The sequence below is a fragment of the Amycolatopsis sp. lyj-23 genome (assembly GCF_046549135.1).
Lineage (GTDB): Bacteria > Actinomycetota > Actinomycetes > Mycobacteriales > Pseudonocardiaceae > Amycolatopsis.
This window is the reverse complement of record NZ_JAJPWN010000029.1, coordinates 85,488-101,587: the sequence shown is the minus strand read 5'-3', so window position 1 is coordinate 101,587 and position 16,100 is coordinate 85,488. Positions and strand designations below refer to the sequence as shown.

At 72.2% G+C, this 16,100-nt stretch carries 19 protein-coding genes; 10 read left to right on the top strand and 9 right to left on the bottom strand.

The annotated features are described in order from the left end of the window. Positions 1-8: 8 nt before the first annotated feature. From ACLJPY_RS47515 to hisG, 3 genes are all read left to right on the top strand, one after another. Positions 9-494 (top strand): methylated-DNA--[protein]-cysteine S-methyltransferase, encoded by a 486-nt coding sequence (locus ACLJPY_RS47515; RefSeq protein ID WP_410597602.1) that lies wholly within the window; start codon positions 9-11, stop codon positions 492-494. 102 nt (positions 495-596) lie between these two features. Next, positions 597-860 (top strand): phosphoribosyl-ATP diphosphatase, encoded by a 264-nt coding sequence (locus ACLJPY_RS47510; protein ID WP_013226745.1) that lies wholly within the window; start codon positions 597-599, stop codon positions 858-860. Between the two features lie 43 nt (positions 861-903). After that, on the top strand, positions 904-1,749 hold the full coding sequence (gene hisG / locus ACLJPY_RS47505) for an ATP phosphoribosyltransferase (RefSeq protein WP_410597599.1): 846 nt from the start codon (positions 904-906) through the stop codon (positions 1,747-1,749). Positions 1,750-1,792: 43 nt separating this feature from the next. Here the strand turns inward: hisG and ACLJPY_RS47500 are convergent, their stop codons facing one another. The 3 genes from ACLJPY_RS47500 to ACLJPY_RS47490 form a co-directional block, all read right to left on the bottom strand. Further along, positions 1,793-2,731 carry a ParA family protein gene (locus tag ACLJPY_RS47500; protein ID WP_410597598.1) on the bottom strand — a complete coding sequence of 313 codons (939 nt, stop codon included), beginning with the start codon at positions 2,729-2,731 and terminating at the stop codon, positions 1,793-1,795. A 64-nt stretch (positions 2,732-2,795) separates the two neighbouring features. Beyond that, on the bottom strand, positions 2,796-3,587 hold the full coding sequence (locus ACLJPY_RS47495) for a thioesterase family protein (protein WP_410597597.1): 792 nt from the start codon (positions 3,585-3,587) through the stop codon (positions 2,796-2,798). After that, positions 3,587-4,486 (bottom strand): RecB family exonuclease, encoded by a 900-nt coding sequence (locus tag ACLJPY_RS47490; RefSeq protein ID WP_410597596.1) that lies wholly within the window; start codon positions 4,484-4,486, stop codon positions 3,587-3,589. Before ACLJPY_RS47490 ends, ACLJPY_RS47495 begins: the two co-directional genes overlap by 1 nt. 317 nt (positions 4,487-4,803) lie before the next feature. Between ACLJPY_RS47490 and ACLJPY_RS47485 the strand changes: the two genes are divergently transcribed. Next, on the top strand, positions 4,804-5,955 hold the full coding sequence (locus tag ACLJPY_RS47485; protein WP_410597595.1) for a site-2 protease family protein: 1,152 nt from the start codon (positions 4,804-4,806) through the stop codon (positions 5,953-5,955). Positions 5,956-6,017: 62 nt separating this feature from the next. Beyond that, positions 6,018-6,848 carry a tRNA (adenine-N1)-methyltransferase gene (locus ACLJPY_RS47480; protein WP_410597594.1) on the top strand — a complete coding sequence of 277 codons (831 nt, stop codon included), beginning with the start codon at positions 6,018-6,020 and terminating at the stop codon, positions 6,846-6,848. Positions 6,849-6,858: 10 nt separating this feature from the next. On the opposite strand, the gene ACLJPY_RS47475 is transcribed toward ACLJPY_RS47480, so the two are convergent. Both ACLJPY_RS47475 and ACLJPY_RS47470 read right to left on the bottom strand, forming a co-directional pair. Next, positions 6,859-7,311: a hypothetical protein gene (locus tag ACLJPY_RS47475; RefSeq protein ID WP_410597601.1), complete on the bottom strand. Its 453-nt coding sequence runs from the start codon at positions 7,309-7,311 to the stop codon at positions 6,859-6,861. A gap of 13 nt (positions 7,312-7,324) precedes the next feature. Beyond that, positions 7,325-8,239 carry a hypothetical protein gene (locus ACLJPY_RS47470; RefSeq protein WP_410597593.1) on the bottom strand — a complete coding sequence of 305 codons (915 nt, stop codon included), beginning with the start codon at positions 8,237-8,239 and terminating at the stop codon, positions 7,325-7,327. A 367-nt stretch (positions 8,240-8,606) separates the two neighbouring features. On the opposite strand from ACLJPY_RS47470, the gene arc reads away from it, so the two are divergent. Next, positions 8,607-10,409 (top strand): proteasome ATPase, encoded by a 1,803-nt coding sequence (gene arc, locus ACLJPY_RS47465; protein WP_033260667.1) that lies wholly within the window; start codon positions 8,607-8,609, stop codon positions 10,407-10,409. Between the two features lie 51 nt (positions 10,410-10,460). Here arc and ACLJPY_RS47460 read toward each other — a convergent pair whose 3' ends face one another. Continuing rightward, the gene (locus ACLJPY_RS47460; protein ID WP_410597592.1) at positions 10,461-11,387 is read right to left on the bottom strand and encodes a DMT family transporter; all 927 of its coding nucleotides are present in this window, start codon (positions 11,385-11,387) and stop codon (positions 10,461-10,463) included. Positions 11,388-11,463: 76 nt separating this feature from the next. Here ACLJPY_RS47460 and ACLJPY_RS47455 point away from each other — a divergent pair, with 76 nt between their 5' ends. After that, positions 11,464-12,288, top strand: a complete 825-nt coding sequence (locus ACLJPY_RS47455) for a DUF3626 domain-containing protein (protein ID WP_410597591.1) — start codon at positions 11,464-11,466, stop codon at positions 12,286-12,288. Here the strand turns inward: ACLJPY_RS47455 and ACLJPY_RS47450 are convergent. Further along, a complete protein-coding gene (locus ACLJPY_RS47450) occupies positions 12,277-13,158 on the bottom strand; it encodes a TIGR03620 family F420-dependent LLM class oxidoreductase (RefSeq protein ID WP_410597590.1) in 882 nt (293 codons plus the stop codon). The two genes, ACLJPY_RS47455 and ACLJPY_RS47450, sit on opposite strands and share 12 nt — an antisense overlap. Before the next feature lie 68 nt (positions 13,159-13,226). Then, entirely contained in the window at positions 13,227-13,565 is a 339-nt protein-coding gene (locus ACLJPY_RS47445) for an ArsR/SmtB family transcription factor (RefSeq protein ID WP_410597589.1), read from the bottom strand. A 75-nt stretch (positions 13,566-13,640) separates the two neighbouring features. Between ACLJPY_RS47445 and ACLJPY_RS47440 the strand changes: the two genes are divergently transcribed. From ACLJPY_RS47440 to ACLJPY_RS47430, 3 genes are read left to right on the top strand one after another with little or no spacing between them, the layout of a single operon-like run. Further along, positions 13,641-13,976, top strand: coding sequence for a hypothetical protein (locus ACLJPY_RS47440; protein ID WP_410597588.1), 336 nt, complete (start codon positions 13,641-13,643; stop codon positions 13,974-13,976). Beyond that, positions 13,973-14,914, top strand: coding sequence for an aldo/keto reductase (locus ACLJPY_RS47435; protein ID WP_410597587.1), 942 nt, complete (start codon positions 13,973-13,975; stop codon positions 14,912-14,914). The genes ACLJPY_RS47440 and ACLJPY_RS47435 overlap by 4 nt, the downstream gene beginning before the upstream one ends. A 53-nt stretch (positions 14,915-14,967) precedes the next feature. After that, complete coding sequence (locus tag ACLJPY_RS47430) at positions 14,968-15,588, top strand: hypothetical protein (RefSeq protein ID WP_410597586.1); 621 nt, start codon at positions 14,968-14,970, stop codon at positions 15,586-15,588. Here ACLJPY_RS47430 and ACLJPY_RS47425 read toward each other — a convergent pair. After that, the gene (locus tag ACLJPY_RS47425; RefSeq protein ID WP_410597585.1) at positions 15,579-16,097 is read right to left on the bottom strand and encodes an NUDIX domain-containing protein; all 519 of its coding nucleotides are present in this window, start codon (positions 16,095-16,097) and stop codon (positions 15,579-15,581) included. The two genes, ACLJPY_RS47430 and ACLJPY_RS47425, sit on opposite strands and share 10 nt — an antisense overlap. Between the last annotated feature and the right edge of the window lie 3 nt (positions 16,098-16,100).

Below are 16,100 nucleotides of genomic sequence, written 5' to 3'. Positions count from 1 at the left end.
GAGAACCCATGCGCACCCACGCCGTCGTCGACAGCCCCTGCGGCCCGCTGACGCTGGTCGCCGAGGGCGACGCGCTCTGCGGCCTCTACATGGTCGACCAGCGCCACCGCCCGGCCCAGCTCACCTTCGGCTCGCCGGACCCCGGCGCGGACGTCTTCGCCCGTGCCGAAGCGGAGCTGAAGGAGTACTTCGCCGGGCACCGCCGCGAGTTCGAGGTCCCGCTGGTGTTCGCGGGCACGCCCTTCCAGCAACTGGTCTGGGCCGAGCTCCGCAAGATCCCCTACGGAACGACGATTTCCTACGGTCAGCTGGCCGACCGGCTCGGCAAGCCCGCGGCGTCGCGCGCGGTGGGCCTGGCGAACGGCAAGAACCCGATCGGCATCATCGTCCCGTGCCACCGGGTGGTCGGCTCGAACGGCTCGTTGACCGGCTACGGCGGCGGCCTCGAGTGCAAGCGGTACCTGCTGGACTTCGAGCAGGGCGTGCTGTTCTGATCCCAGCCCGTGGGAGGCCGCGTCCACGGCAGTGTGAGATGGGCGGCACCCGCGGCGGGGCGGAGCGGCGTCGAGGGGGCCGGGATGGAAGGATTCCGGACCGTGAAGACCTTCGATGAGCTGTTCGCGGAGCTTGCCGAGCGCGCGCGTACCCGTCCCGACGGGTCCGGCACCGTCGTCGCCCTCGATGCCGGGGTGCACGCCCAGGGCAAGAAGGTGCTCGAGGAAGCCGGCGAGGTGTGGATCGCCGCCGAGCACGAATCCGACGAGCGCCTAGCCGAGGAGATCTCCCAGCTGCTGTACCGGGTGCAGGTGCTGATGCTCGGCCGCGGCCTGTCGACCGAGGACGTCTACCGCTACCTGTGACGGGTCGTCTCCGAAGAACCCGAAGAACGAGGAGAGAAGCGAAATGCTGCGTGTTGCCGTGCCGAACAAGGGAGCCCTCGCCGCCGCGGCGACGGAGATGCTCGGCGAGGCGGGCTACCGCAAGCGGCATGAGCAGCGCGACCTGACCGTGCTCGACCACGTCAACGAGGTCGAGTTCTTCTTCCTGCGGCCCAAGGACATCGCGATCTACGTCGGCTCCGGCGAGCTCGACCTCGGCATCACCGGCCGCGACCTCGCGCTCGACTCCGGCGCCCCGGTGGAGGAGATCCAGGCGCTGGGCTTCGGCGGCTCGACGTTCCGCTACGCCGCCCCGGCGGGCCGGGACTGGAAGCCGGCGGACCTGCACGGCAAGCGGCTGGCGACGTCGTACCCGCGGCTGGTCCGCGACGACCTCGCCCGCCACGGCGTCGAGGCCGAGGTGATCCGCCTGGACGGCGCTGTGGAGATCTCGATCCAGCTCGGCGTGGCGGACGCGATCGCCGACGTCGTCGAGTCGGGCCGGTCCCTGCGGCAGAACAACCTGGTGGCGTTCGGCGACCCGATCTGCGTGTCGGAAGCCGTGCTGCTGCAGCGCCGCGGCAGCGAGCAGAGCAAGGCGAAGACGCAGCTGGCCGCGCGGCTGCGCGGGGTCGTGTTCGCGCAGCAGTACATGATGCTGGACTACGACTGCCCGCGCACGCTCGTGGAGCGCGCGATCGCGATCACGCCGGGCCTGGAGTCGCCGACGGTCGCCCCGCTCGCGGACGAGGACTGGGTCGCCGTGCGCGCGATGGTGTCGCGCAAGAAGGTCAACCTCGTCATGGACGAGCTGGCCGAGGTGGGCGCGAAGGCGATCCTGGCGTCGGACATCCGTTCCTGCCGCCTCTGACGCACCTCCGTGGTGAGGCGGGTTCCGACCCGCCTCACCACACTCACGACCGAGGCCGGTTCGGCTTCTTCGGCAGCAGGTCGTAGAGGCCCTTGCGGGCGCCGTTGTCGTTGACGTTGCGGGCCACCGCGACCTCGGAGATGAAGTCCTCGAAGACGAATTCCTCGTCGGCCGGGACCACCGCCGGAGCCGCGTTCTGCTCCAGGTAGCCGTCCAGCGTTCCGGCGATCTCGCGGAAAGACAGCGCTTGCAGCGTCTCCGGCGCGTACGTCGTCACCGGGACGCCGTGCGCCGCCGCCTCGTTCATCACCACACCGAGCGGCAGGTGCGAGAGCATCGGGATGCCGAAGTCGTACATCTCCTGCAGCGCCGCGGCCGCGTAGTGCGAGATCGGCCGCCGGTACAGGCTCGGCACCAGGCCGAACCACGACAACGGCTGCCGCCCGACCGTCTGCTCGACGTACCGGACCTGGTCGGCCAGCAGCCGCAGCGCGCGGATGCTCGTCTTGTCCGGCTGGACCGGCACCAGGATGCCGTGCGAGGCCGCCAGCGCGTTGTTCGTCAGCACGTCCAGCGCGGGCGGGCAGTCGATGATGCAGTGGTCGTAGTTGGCGAACTGGATGACCCGCGCGAGCTGCCAGCCCGGCACGCGGAAGGAGTCGAGCCGCCGGATCAGGTCGAACATCCCCGGCGACGTCGGCACGACGTCGAGCGCGCCGCCGCGGCCGAGGTTGCTGCGCGGGTGCGGGACGACGAGTTCCTCGATCGGGCCCTTCCACGTCTTGGCCAGCGCCTTCGCCAGGCTCGGCTGGTCCGCGGCCACCTCGGACAGCCCGAGCATCTCGGTCGTCGCGTGGCCCTGCGGGTCGAGGTCGACCAGGAGCACCCGGCGGCCCAGCTCGGCCAGTGCGGCCGCGGTGCCGACGCTCAGTGAGGTCTTGCCGACCCCGCCTTTCTGGTTGACCACCGAGGTGATCTGCATGCCGGAGCGCTCCTCAAGTCGGTCGTTCCGCGAAGGTTATTGGATGCGGGCCCGTTGTGGGTGGCTATCCGCCCCCGGCCTGTCGCGGCCGGACCATCAGCGCCTGCGCGCCGGTGGCCACCGGGCCGTCGGCGTCGTGCAGGATGCTCGTCGCCGTGCCGATGCCGTGCTTGCCGGCCAGCGTGACCGCGTCGAGGCCGATCCACTCGCCGGCCGGCACCCGCCGCAGGTGCACGGTGAGCTCGGAGTTGATGAACCACCACTTCCGCGGGTCGAGGTAGTTCGAGACGCCGTTGCCGGAGTCGGCGATGGCGAACAGCCGCTGCAGCCCGCTCGGCTCCTCGCCGTCGACCAGCGGGACGCGCTGGCGCGCCCACACCGCCGCCGGGCCGGGCACGTCCATGCCGCCGCGCACCGCGCGCCACTCGACCGCGTCGAGGTAGCCGCCCTGCCAGCCCTCGGGCCACGGCGACTCGCCGACGCTGCCCGGCCCCGGCAGCAGCGGGCCGGCGTCGGTGGCTGCCTCCGCCGTGTCCGACGTCGCGATCCGCCACGCCGACGCCCGCGCCACGACGCGTTCGGCGCTCGCCAGCTCCGCCTGCAGCAGTTCGACCGAGCGGCCCGGCCGCTCGACCCGGGCGCGCACGGCGAGTTCGGCGACCGGCGCCGGGCCGAGGATCTCGACGGTGACGCGCGCGAGTTCGGAGGGATGGGTGGTTTCGACGCTTTCGAGGGCGCGCACGAGCAGCGCCGACGGCGGGCCGAAGTGCTGGGCGTCCGGGGTCCACGGCCCGGCCGTGTGCCCGGTCGCGGCGAACCGGCCTTCGCCGAGCGGGACGTAGAAGGCGTCGGCCATCAGTCGGCCCGGTCCAGCGGCGTCTCCTCGCCCGCACCGGGCTCCGGCCAGCCGGGGTAGGCGGGTGGCGTGCCGCCGTACTCGGGGCAGTGCGCCTTGTGGTCGCACCAGTTGCACAGCTTGCTCTTGTTCGCCCGGAAGTCGCCGGTCTTGCCCGCCTTGAGGATGGCCTGCCAGATGGCTTCCAGCGTGCGCTCGAAGCGGATCAGCTCCGCCTCGTCGGGCGTGTAGGCCAGCGATTGACCGTCGGTGAGGTACATGAGCTTCAGCTGGCGCGGCACGATCCCGCGCAGCCGCCACAGGACCACGGCGTAGAACTTCATCTGGAACATCGCCTTGGCCTCGCCGATCTCCCGCGGCGCGGCGCCGGTCTTGTAGTCGACGACCCGGATCTCGCCGGTCGGCGCGACGTCGACGCGGTCGATGTAGCCGCGCAGCAGCACACCGGAGCCGAGCTCGATCTCGACGTGCAGCTCGCAGGCTTCCGGCTCGAGCCGCCGCGGGTCCTCCAGCTCGAAGTAGGCGTCCAGCAGCTTTTCCGCCGACCGCAGCCAGTCGGCGTGCTCTTCGGGCTTCGCGCCGTCGAACAGCTCGGTCCACTCCGGACGGTCCGCGGACAGGTCCGTCCACGCCGGGCCGAGCAGCTCCCGCGCCTGCGCGGGGACGCGCTCGGCGGCCGGGAGGGCGAAGAGCCGCTCCAGGACGGAGTGGACGAGCGTGCCGCGCAGCTGGGCCTTGGTCGGGACCTCCGGCAGCCGGTCGACCGCGCGGAACCGGTAGAGCAGCGGGCACTGCTTGAAGTCGCTGGCCCTCGACGGCGACAGCGCGGGCCGCCGCCGCACCTCGGTGGCGACGGCGGAGGCTGGGGAGTCGGTGGTGACGGTGTCGGCGTCGGGCATGGGCAGAGCGTAACGCCGGGGTCCGACAGTTCCGTCGACCGCAACGCCCGCCACCCCTCCCGACCCGCGGTCCCGAAGCGCCCCAATGCGGCCTTGGGTGCGTTGAATCAGCACTGCGGCGCGAAGCGCCTCCGTTGAGGGTGGTGGCGGGGGCATGGATGGAGCACCGAAGGCCGCCTTGGGTGCGTCTTGCGCAACCAAGGCCGCATTGGGGCGCTTCCGCGGGCGGGGGCGACACCGGCTGGGCGACACTGGCGGAGCGACACCCGTGGGGGCGGATCACCCGGTACCCACACGCGGGGCTCTAGGCTCTCCGCATGGCCGCGACCAGTGAGCAGGGCACCGGCGGCACCCGGCAGGCCGTCCTCTCGGACGGCGGCCTCGTGCTGTTCCGGGTCGCCGGGGTGCCGGTGCTGCTGGCGCCCTCCTGGTGGGTCGGCTCGCTGATCGTCGTCGTGCTGTACGCGCCGCTGGTCGGGCGGCTGCTGCCGGACGCGTCGACGGCGACGTCGTGGCTGCTCGCGGGCGCGTTCGCGCTGCTGCTGGGGTTGTCCGTGCTCGCCCACGAACTCGGGCACTGCCTGGTCGCCCTGCGGCTGGGGATCCCGGTGCGGCGGCTGCGCCTGTTCCTGCTCGGCGGCCTGTCCGAAGTGGCCCGCACGCCGAAGCGCCCCGGTGACGAAGGCCTGGTCGCCGCGGCCGGGCCCGCCGTCTCCCTGCTGCTCGGCGGGTTCTGCGGCCTGCTGATGTTCGCCGTGCCCGCGGACGGTGCGGTCTGGCTGCTGATCGGCGAGTGCGCCGTGGCGAACCTCGCCGTGGGCGTGTTCAACCTGCTCCCGGGGCTGCCGCTGGACGGCGGGCGGCTCGTCCGCGCCGGCGTCTGGGCGGCCACCGGCATCCGCGCCAAGGGCACGCGCGCCGCGGTCGCCGGCAGTGCGGTCGTGGCCGCCGGGCTGCTGGTCTGGGCCCTGTGGGGCCTGGCGACCGCGAGCCCGGACCGTTGGCTGCGGCTGGGCGTCTGCGTCGTCACGGCGTGGTTCGTGATCCTCGGCGCGCGTTCGGAGCTGGCCGCTGAAGCGCGCCGCACGTGGCCGGAGGGCCTGGTCCTCGGCGAGCTGGTCCGGCCGGTGCTGCAGCTGCCCGCCGAGAGCCCGGTCTCGGACGCGCTGGCCGCGTCGGCCGGGCGCGGCGTGGTCCTGGTCCGCGCCGACGGCGTGGCCGCGGGCCTGCTGGACGAAGGCGCGGCGGAGCGGCTCGCGGGCACCTCGCCGCACGCGCCCGCGGAGCTGGCGGCCGAGCCGATCCGGGCCGAAACCGTGCTGCTGGCGTCGGAGCCGGGGGAGGACGTCGTCGAGCGGGTCCGCGAAACCGCCGCGTGGCAGTTCCTCGTGGTCGACGACGAGGGCCGCCCCGCGGGCGTGCTGCGCCGGGAAGACCTGCGGGCCGCCCTGAACCGCCGTACCCGCTGAGCCCCGCGCCCGCGCGGCCTGCGAAGATCTGGCGTCGGCCAAACGGGTTACAGGAGGAAGTTTTGTCGGTCAGCGGACCGTTTCGCGCGGGTGATCGGGTGCAGTTGACCGACTCGAAGGGGCGGCACTACACCCTGACGCTGGCCGCCGGTGGTGAGTACCACACCCACCGGGGCGCGCTGGCCCACGACGACCTGATCGGCCGTCCAGAGGGCTCGGTGGTGACGTCCGCCGGCGGGTCGACCTACCTCGCGCTGCGCCCGCTGCTGCCGGACTACGTGCTCTCGATGCCCCGCGGCGCGCAGGTGATCTACCCGAAGGACGCCGCGCAGATCGTGATGTGGGGCGACATCTTCCCGGGCGCGCGCGTGCTCGAGGCCGGTGCCGGCTCCGGCGCGCTGACCTGCTCGCTGCTGCGCGCGGTCGGGCCGGCCGGGCGCGTGCACTCCTACGAGATCCGCGACGACCACGCCGAACACGCCGAGCGCAACGTCGTGAAGTTCTTCGGCGAGAAGCCGGCCAACTGGTCGCTCACGGTCGCCGACCTGGCGACGCACGAGGGCGAGGTCGACCGCGTCGTGCTGGACATGCTGGCGCCGTGGGAACAGCTGCCGAACGTGGCCGCGCACCTGGTGCCGGGCGGGGTGCTGACGGTCTACGTGGCGACGGTCACGCAGCTGTCGCGCGTCACGGAGTCCCTGCGCGAGCAGCAGTGCTGGACCGAACCCGAGTCGTGGGAGACGCTGATGCGCCCGTGGCACGTGGTGGGCCTGGCCGTCCGCCCGGACCACCGGATGGTGGCGCACACGGCGTTCCTGCTCACCGCGCGGCGGCTGGCGGACGGCACGGTGTCCCCGCGCGTGTCGCGCCGGCCGAGCAAGGGCAAGGGCTGAGGCGGCCCGCCTAGCCCGGCACGCACCAGCGGCCGTTCTCCTTGTGCAGCGGGAAGGGCGTGTCCTTGACCCCGCCCGCCGCCTCGACGTGCACCTTCGCCGTCGCCGACTCGCCGCGCAGCTCCGGGGGCGCCGCCAGCCGGGCGGTGACCGGACCGGCCGCGTCCCACGTGCGCTGGAGCCCGGCGAGGGCCTCGGCGGTCTGCGGGCGGCAGGTGAGCTTCCCGAACGCCGCCGAGTCGTGGCGGGCGATCGCGTCGACGATCGCCCTGGCCAGCACCGCCACCGCCGCGGTGTCGGCCTCGTCCGGCGCGGACGACGCCGACGTGCTGGTCTTCGGCGGTGCCGAAGCGGCCGGCGCGGCGGGCGGGGCACCGGAGGGAGCCACCAGTAGCAGCCCGAGCACCACGCCCGCTCCGGCCGCACCGGCGAGGACCAGGCCGGCGGCGAACGCGCGGTTCACCGCCGCCGGGCGCTCACGAGCCATCCGCCTTGACGTTGGACAGGCACCAGAGCCCGGATTCCTTCTGCGCCGACATCGTGCCGACCTTGGTCTTGCTGCCGTCGGTGGCGGAGTAGCGGACGGTGGCCTTGTCGCCGGTCTCCTCCGGCGTGCCGGTCAGCTTCACCGTGACCTTGGGGATCTGGCCCGTCGTGCCCTCGTAGACGCTGCGGCAGATGACGTCGCCCAGCGCCTTCTCGTCGCCCGCGTTGTAGGCGGCGATCGTCGTGTCGAACAGCTCCTGGGAGCTCTCCTTGCCGCCGGGGGCCGGGCCGCTCGCCGGCTTGCTCTTCGCCGTCGGGCTGGTCGGCGCGGTGGTCTTCGGCTTCGGGGAGGTCTTCGGCGCGGACGTCGGCGCCGCCGAGGTGCTGCTCGCGGGCGGCGCGGCGGTCTGGTCCCCGTCGCGGTTGGCGAGGACGAACGCCGTCACGCCGCCGCCGACGACCACCACCGCGGCCACCGCGATGCCGACGATCAGGCCGGTTTTCTTCTTCTTCGGCGGGGGAGCTTCACCGAAGCCGCCGCCGTAGGGGTCGTGGCCGCCGAACGTCTGCGGCGGCCGGCCCCACTGGTCCTGCTGGCCGTACTGCGGGGGCTGAGGGCCCGTCTGCGGCGGGTAACCACCCTGGCCGGACTGGTCGTAAGGGCCGGGCTGGCCGTATTGCTGGGTGCCGTCGTAGCCGCCGGGCTGACCGTACTGCGGTGAGCCGCCGGGCTGGCCGTACTGCTGGGTGCCGTCGTAGCCGGGCTGAGGCTGGGGACCGCTCTGGGGGTAGCCGCCGGGCTGCTGGCCGTACGGCCCGGGCTGCTGCCCGTAACCGCCGGGCTGCTGCCCGTAACCGCCGGGCTGCTGCCCGTAGCCGCCCGGTTGCTGCGGCGGGTAGGTCATGACTGGTGCCCCCTAGCGTTCCTGCGGTGGCGCCCGGCCGTCGGGCCCGGCGCGGCGTCGCCCGATGCTAGCCACCGGGCCCGGCGCCCGCGCGGTTAGGGCGGAACTGGCCGGAATCGCCCCGGTTCCGCGCCGGGGTTGGTGCTCCGGCGGGCGGGGTACTCCCGACGTGCTTGCTTGTTCCCGGCCCGTCCGGACCCGCGACACACCGGCGCCACGGCACCGAAATGGCCGCTTGCGCTGCGGGAATGTCCGTGCTGGGGGTGGCAGGCAAACCGCGACGCGCCGATCTTGTGATCCGGAAAGGCCTTTTCTTGTCGGTGATCGCCGGTACCGTGGAATGAAAAGCACTCCGAGGAGGTGCCCGATGCATCATGACCTTCCCGGAGGTCGGCGCGAGGAGGCCGACCCTTCAGCAACATCCGGAGCTGGGACGACGGCGGACGAGCAGGCTCGGCAGATCCGTTTTCTCGAGGAAGAAGTGGCGCTGCTGCGTCGCAAACTGACGGACTCGCCACGGCAGAACCGCGTTCTCGAACAGCGGCTCGCCGAGGCCTCGGAAAGGGTGAGCCAGCTCACCGAACGCAACACCAAACTGGTCGAAACCCTGCGCGAAGCGCGAGGACAGCTCCTCGCCCTCCGCGAGGAGGTCGACCGGCTGGCCCAGCCACCGTCCGGGTACGGCGTCTTCGTCGAGGCGTACGAGGACAACACGGTGGACGTCTTCACGGCCGGCCGGAAGATGCGGGTGTCGGTTTCGCCCGCGGTGGAGATCTCGTCGCTGCGCCGCGGCCAGGCGCTGCGGCTCAACGAGGCGCTCACCGTGGTCGAGGGCGGCGGTTTCGAACGCACCGGTGAGGTGTGCGCGCTGCGTGAGGTGCTCGCACCGGACGTCGAGGGCGGCAGCCCCCGCGCCCTGGTGGTCGGGCACGCGGACGAGGAGCGGGTGGTCCTGCTCTCCGACCTGCTGGCCGAGCAGCCGCTCAAGCCGGGCGACTCGCTCCTGGTCGACTCCAAGGCCGGCTACGCGTACGAGCGCGTGCCGAAGGCGGAGGTCGAGGACCTGGTGCTGGAGGAGGTGCCCGACGTCCGCTACGAGGACATCGGTGGCCTCACCCGGCAGATCGAGCAGATCCGGGACGCGGTCGAGCTGCCGTTCCTGCACGCCGACCTGTACCAGGAGTACCAGCTGCGGCCGCCCAAGGGCGTCCTGCTCTACGGCCCGCCGGGCTGCGGCAAGACGCTGATCGCCAAGGCGGTGGCGAACTCGCTGGCCAAGAAGGTGGCCGAGGCCCGCGGCGACGCGGCGGACGGGAAGTCCTACTTCCTGAACATCAAGGGTCCCGAGCTGCTCAACAAGTTCGTCGGGGAGACCGAGCGGCACATCCGCCTGATCTTCCAGCGGGCGCGGGAGAAGGCCTCCGAGGGCACCCCGGTGATCGTGTTCTTCGACGAGATGGACTCGATCTTCCGGACCCGTGGCTCGGGCGTGTCGTCCGACGTGGAGACGACGATCGTGCCGCAGCTGCTGTCGGAGATCGACGGTGTCGAAGGCCTGGAGAACGTCATCGTCATCGGCGCCTCCAACCGCGAAGACATGATCGACCCGGCGATCCTGCGGCCGGGCCGGCTCGACGTCAAGATCAAGATCGAGCGTCCGGACGCCGAAGGCGCGAAGGACATCTTCTCCAAGTACCTGGCCGAAGGCCTGCCGATTCACGCCGACGACCTCGCCGAGTTCGGCGGGGACCACAAGGCGACGTTCGACGCGATGATCCAGCACACCGTCGAGCGGATGTACGAGGAGAGCGACGAGAACCGGTTCCTCGAGGTGACCTACGCCAACGGGGACAAGGAAGTCCTGTACTTCCGCGACTTCAACTCGGGCGCGATGATCCAGAACATCGTGGACCGGGCGAAGAAGTCGGCGATCAAGTCGGTGCTCGAGACGAAGCAGCCGGGTCTGCGCGTCCAGCACCTGCTCGACGCGATCGTCGACGAGTTCGCGGAGAACGAGGACCTGCCCAACACCACCAACCCGGACGACTGGGCCCGGATCTCCGGCAAGAAGGGCGAGCGGATCGTCTACATCCGCACACTCGTCACCGGCAAGAACCAGGATTCGGGGCGGGCGATCGACACCGCCACGAACACCGGTCAGTACCTGTAGGCACCAGTGCTCGATGGGGCGGTCGCTTCGGCGGCCGCCCTATCGGCGTGTCTAGCGGCGGATGAGTTCGCCCCCGGGCCGGGTTGAGCGGCGCAGGCGCAACTTTCCGTGCGCGGCGAGGATGCCCAGCACGACGAGCAGCGCCCCGGCCGGCTGGTTCCAGCTCACCGGCTCGCCCAGCACCAGCACACCGAGCAGCACCCCGACCACCGGCGTCAGGTACGTCACCGCGGAGGCGTTGGCGGCACCCCAGGCCGCGATGATGCGGACGTTCCAGACGTAGGCCAGTCCCGTGCCGAACACACCGAGCGCCACCATGCTCGCCACGACCGGCAGGCTCAGGTGCATCGGCGTGGCCGCGATCGCCGGCGCCAGCAGCCCCAGGATGATGGTCGCGGACGCCGTCTGCCCGAACGCGACGACCACCGGGTCCGTCCCACGGGGTGAGAGGAACCGGCGCATGTAGACGAAGCAGGCGCCGTAGCACGCTGTCGCGCCGAGGCAGGCGAGCTGGGCCGTCAGCTGGTGGGTCACGTCGACGCCGTGCCACACCCCGACGATCGTGAGCACACCGGCGAACCCCAGCAGCAATCCGAGCACCCGCGCCGGCGTGAACCGCTCCTCGGGCAGCGCGACGGCCGCCAGCAGCATCGTGACCAGCGGCGTCGTCGCGTTGAAGATGCTCGCCAGCCCGGAGGAGATGTACTGCTCCGCCCACGAGAAGAGCAGGAACGGCACCACGCACAGCAGCACCGACACGACCGCGAGGTGCCCCCACAACCCGGGATCACGGGGGAGCGGCCGCCGCCGCGCGACGAGGACCACGGCCAGCGCGAGCGCTCCCAGCGCGACCCGGGCGAGCGCGACCTGGGCGGGGGAGAGCCCGTTCAGGCCCACCTTGATGAACAGGAAACTCGCACCCCACACGACGGCCAGCAGCGCGAACCGCACCGCGACCCCGAACTCCGCCCGTTGCATGGCCGCAGTCAAACCGGGCGACCACCCGCGAAGCCAGTGGTTTTCCGACGCCGCGTTGTGTATAACGACCTATACCATGGGGCAGGAATGGCGAAGAGCGGTCCAGTACGTCGCCGACCGGGTCACCGGACCGCCGCTCCCGGCGGGCCTGGACGTCACGGTCCACTTCCACCCGGAGCGGCTGGTGGGCGACGTGCCGCTGCTGCGGCACTGGCTGACCGACGGTGTCTACCGCTCGCAGTTCGAGACCGGTACTGGCAACGGCGGCCTGACCGCGCACCCCGGCGGGGCCCGGTGGCACTGGGAACACCGGATGTTCGGCGGCGTCTACGACGGGCTGCCGCCGTCCGGGCGCCCGAAGTACGGCTCGCTGAACCACCGCCTCCGCCCGGCCGGCGGTTCCGTGCGGTTCGGCTCGGCGCACTTCCGGCTCGAGCGGCACGTGCTGGGACGCACGACGTTCTGCTACCCGGACAGCTTCCACGAGCCGGCGCACTTCGGCACTCGGACGCACATGCCGCTGCTCCCGCTCGTCGAAGTGGACGCCCCCGACGAACTCGACGACTACGTCGAGGCCCACGTCCACGGCCCGCTCCGGCTGCCGGACGACGTCGCCGCTCTCGTGCTGGACCCGTCCTTCCGCGGCACCGACGTCGAGGCGGCGGCCGCGGAGCTCGGGTGCCCGACGTACTGGCACCACGGGTTCCGGCTCCCGGTCGCGAAGCTCGCCGAGCACGCGGACTACCGCGGTGAGGAGGCCGTGCGGGCCGGCGAAGCCATCGCCGAGGACGGCTGGGTGGATGCGCGGATCATCGGTGACGCCGTCCGTGCCGGCCGGCACGACCCCCAGGTGCTCAAGCGCGTGTGGCACTGCACCGCGCGGTTCGGCCTACGCGGGTAGCAGCGCTTCGGTCAGCCGGCGCCAGTGCGGCATGGCCGACTTGCCCGGCTCGACCCCGATCACCTGGACGCCGACGTGGTCGGCGCCCGCGTCGAGGTGTTCGCGCAGTTTCGCGGTGATCGTGTCGAGGTCGCCCCAGAACACGAGGTCGTCGACGAGGCGGTCGCTGCCGCGGCCGCCGTCGATGTCCGCTTCCGTGTAGCCCAGCCGCCGGAACTTGGCGATGTTGTACGGGGACGTGAGGTACGGGTGCAGGTGGGCCCGGGCGGTTTCCCGCGCCCGGGCCGGATCGGTCTCGAAGAGCACGGCGTGCTCGACGCCGAGGAACGGCTCCGCGCCCAGGATCTCTCGCGCCTGCGCGGTGTGCTCCGGGGTGACGTGGTAGGTGTGGGCGCCCGCCGACCGGTCGCGGGCCAGCTCCAGCATCTTCGGGCCGTAGGCGGCGAGGATCCGGCGCATCGGGGCGCGGGGCGCCGGGTTGACCTTCGAGTCGGTGTCCAGGGCGTCGAGGTAGTCGTTCATCGCCCGCAACGGCTTCGCGCCCGGCTTCCCGGCGCCGAAGCCGAGGCCCAGGAGGTGGCGGTCCGGGTAGGCGTCGGCCAGCAGCAGGGCCGCGCCGCGGGTCCACTGCGCCTCGCGCGACCAGATCTGGGCGATGCCGTTCACGACGGTGAGGCGTTCGGTGGCCGACAGCAGGAACCCGGCGTGCGTCAGCGCCTCCCGGCCTTCGCTCTCCGGGATCCAGATCGCCGGCCAGCCGAGTTCTTCCAGCTCCTGCACCGAATCCCGGATCAGGCCGGCGGGCTGGTCTTCGAAGTCGAACGTCCAGATGCCGTAGCGGCCGAGCCGCATGTTCTCGATCATACCCATAAATCGAAGTATCTCAGATTTTCGATATGAGTCGCAATGGGGGATGGCGGACCTGGGAGAGAAGCAGGTCAGAGGGTGCGGCCGAGCAGCTCGACGAGCGCGGCGATCCGCGTCTCGTCCCGCTTGTAGTGCGTCCACTTGCCGACCCGCGTCGCCCGCACCAAGCCGGCGCGCTGCAGCTCGGCCATGTACGCCGACACCGTCGACTGCGCCAGCCCCGTCTTCTCCTGGATGTGCGTCACGCACACGCCGACCTCGACGGGATCGGCGATCGCCCGGTCGACGGGGAAGTGCCGCACCGGCTCCCGCAGCCACCGCAGCACCTGCAGCCGCACCGGGTTCGCGAGCGCCTTGAACACGTCGAGCAGCGGCTCGACGTCGGCTTCGGGTTCGGTGTGGGCAGTCATGGGCTTCGAGATCAGCATAACCGCTCCGGCGTGTGCTCCGCCGAACCGAGCGTATAACGACCTATACTCGCCGGCGTGACCGAAGAAACCCGGCCCCGCGCCCCCATCACCGAAGCCGATGTCCTGGCCTGGCTGGAGACGACGGCCGCCGCCGTCGAAGCGGGGGAGGTGAGCGCCCCGGAACTCATCGACATGCTGGGCGAGCTGCGCCGTGCGTCCGCGGCCTGCGCCGACGCCTCGGACTGGCTGCTGCTCGCCGCCCGCGAAGGCGGCGCTAGCCTCCGTCAGATCGCCCCCGTCTTCGGCAAGGGCTACGTCCGGGCCCCGGCCGCGCGTCTGGAGAAGCTGCACCGCCAGGCGCAGACGGCGGGACAGTGGCTGGCCATCCTGCGGCACAAGCAGACGGCGTGAGCACGCGCGTGGACCGCATCGCCCTGGGCCTGGCGGCGCTGGGCCGTCCCGCGTACATCAACCTCGGCCGCGACGGGGCGCTGCCGCCGGTGCGGGACGTCGCTTCGATGCGCGCGGCGACGTTCGCGGTACTCGACGCCGCGTACGCCGCGGGTGTCCGGCACGTCGACGTCGCCCGGTCCTACGGGCGTTCGGAGGAGTTCCTGGCCGGCTGGCTCGCCGAGCGCGGGCCTGCCGGAGTCGAGATCTCCAGCAAGTGGGGCTACGCCTACGTCGGGCAGTGGCGGCTCGACGCCGACGTGCACGAGGTGAAGGAGCACTCGGCGGCGCGGTTCGTCACGCAGTGGGCGGAAACCCTGGCGCTGCTGGGGGACCGGGTCGGCCTGTACCAGGTCCATTCGCTCACTGTGGACAGTCCGTTGTTCACCGACGAGCCGTTGCTCGAAGCGCTCGCGGAGCTGGCCGCGAACGGGGTCGCCGTGGGCTTTTCGACCTCGGGGCCGGCCCAGGCGGACGCGGTCGAGCGGGCGTTCGCGCTGGAAGTGGCCGGGCAGCCGGTGTTTTCGGCCGTGCAGTCGACGTGGAACCTGCTGGAGCCCTCCGCGGGCGAGGCACTGGCGGCGGCGCACGCGGCCGGGAACCGGGTGCTGGTCAAGGAAACCCTGGCCAACGGCAGGCTGGTCGTCGAGGCGCCGGCCGTGGTGCGGGAGATCGCGGCCGCCCACGGGACCGGGCCGGATGCGGTCGCGGTGGCCGCGGTGCTGGCGAACGGCTGGGTGGACCGGGCGGTGATCGGCCCGGCGAGCCCGGCGCAGCTCGAGGCGAATCTGCGGGCCACGGCCCTGGAGCTGACCGCGGCCGAACGGGACGCGCTGGCCGCGCTCGCCGAGGAGCCCGGGGCGTACTGGCGACACCGGTCCTCGTTGGAGTGGGACTGAGGGGCTGCACTACCCTTCGCAGGCACGCCACGGACGACAGGAGGCCGGAGCAGGTGCGTCATCGGCAGGCGATCGCGTTGGCCGCGGTCGCGTTGGTCGGCCTCACGGCCTGCGAAGGGCCGGACCCGGACAACCTCGAGACGTACTACGACGATCCGGTCCCCACGTCCTCGGCGGTCCCGACGCCCTCGGAGGCCCCGGTGAGCCCGGCGAAGGCGGCTCCCGTCACCCCGCCTCCGGCCGTGCCCGACGCCGGCCGGCTCGCGGAGCAGGCGTTGCTCTCCGACGCCGACGTCGCCGGGGAAGGCGTGCAGCCGGGCTCGGGTGAGGCTTCCGGGTGCCTGGCGGACGGGCCGTCGGCGGGCAGCCGGACCGCGACCTGGCGCTACGCCAGCGGGTCGGTGCTGAGCCACCGCGTCGTGGTGTTCCCGGACCGATCGGCCGCTCAAGCCCTCGCGGAAAACGAGTGCGCGGGCAAGCCGGTGACCGTCCCCGCCCAGCCCGGGGTCGAGCGGCAGCAGGCCTGGTGCGAGGGCAAGACCTGCACGGTCCTGCTGGCCAAGGGCAGGCTCGTGTCCGAGCTGACGGTCTCGGCGAGCACCGGGACCCGCGCGGTGGACGCGGCGAAGCGCCTGCTGCCGGCGATGACGGCGAAGCTGTCCGCTCAGCCGTAACGGCGGAACCACTCCCGGACGCCTTCGCGGCCGTCGGGGATGAAGGGCAGCTCGGGGACCGGGTCGTCGACCCAGGCCCGCAGCTCGCCGAGGGGGATCCAGCGGCCTTCGACGATCTCTTCGGCCTGGTGGCGGATCGGGCCGTCCCACCGCACCTCGAAGGCGAAGTTGTGGCAGCGGTTGCGGCCGTCGTCGTAGACCTTGGTGAACAACGGCACGGGTTCCACGCCTCGGACACCGAGCTCTTCGGCGAGTTCGCGGCGGGCGCACTCGGCCGGGGTCTCGCCCGCGGCGACCACGCCGCCCGCCCAGCAGTCCCAGGTCGAGGGGAACACGTCCTTGTCCGGGGTGCGGAGGTGCACGTAAACGGCTTCTCCGTCACCCGAACGGACCAGGACGACGCCGGCCGCGTGCCACAGGGCCTCGGCGCGGACACGCGCGCGGGTCGTCGTGCCGACGACCGCTCCGGCCTGGTCATAGAGGGCAACGAGTTCGTCACTGCCTGGCATGGG

Bases quoted from the DNA above. Each gene is read 5' to 3' on its own strand.
- ACLJPY_RS47500 (WP_410597598.1), bottom strand. From the start codon at position 2,731: ATGCAGATCACCTCGGTGGTCAACCAGAAAGGCGGGGTCGGCAAGACC.
- ACLJPY_RS47455 (WP_410597591.1), top strand. From the start codon at position 11,464: ATGGGGCAGGAATGGCGAAGAGCGGTCCAGTACGTCGCCGACCGGGTC.
- ACLJPY_RS47515 (WP_410597602.1), top strand. From the start codon at position 9: ATGCGCACCCACGCCGTCGTCGACAGCCCCTGCGGCCCGCTGACGCTG.
- ACLJPY_RS47485 (WP_410597595.1), top strand. From the start codon at position 4,804: ATGGCCGCGACCAGTGAGCAGGGCACCGGCGGCACCCGGCAGGCCGTC.
- hisG (WP_410597599.1), top strand. From the start codon at position 904: ATGCTGCGTGTTGCCGTGCCGAACAAGGGAGCCCTCGCCGCCGCGGCG.
- ACLJPY_RS47425 (WP_410597585.1), bottom strand. From the start codon at position 16,097: ATGCCAGGCAGTGACGAACTCGTTGCCCTCTATGACCAGGCCGGAGCG.
- arc (WP_033260667.1), top strand. From the start codon at position 8,607: ATGCATCATGACCTTCCCGGAGGTCGGCGCGAGGAGGCCGACCCTTCA.
- ACLJPY_RS47470 (WP_410597593.1), bottom strand. From the start codon at position 8,239: ATGACCTACCCGCCGCAGCAACCGGGCGGCTACGGGCAGCAGCCCGGC.
- ACLJPY_RS47450 (WP_410597590.1), bottom strand. From the start codon at position 13,158: ATGGGTATGATCGAGAACATGCGGCTCGGCCGCTACGGCATCTGGACG.
- ACLJPY_RS47460 (WP_410597592.1), bottom strand. From the start codon at position 11,387: ATGCAACGGGCGGAGTTCGGGGTCGCGGTGCGGTTCGCGCTGCTGGCC.
- ACLJPY_RS47445 (WP_410597589.1), bottom strand. From the start codon at position 13,565: ATGACTGCCCACACCGAACCCGAAGCCGACGTCGAGCCGCTGCTCGAC.
- ACLJPY_RS47490 (WP_410597596.1), bottom strand. From the start codon at position 4,486: ATGCCCGACGCCGACACCGTCACCACCGACTCCCCAGCCTCCGCCGTC.
- ACLJPY_RS47495 (WP_410597597.1), bottom strand. From the start codon at position 3,587: ATGGCCGACGCCTTCTACGTCCCGCTCGGCGAAGGCCGGTTCGCCGCG.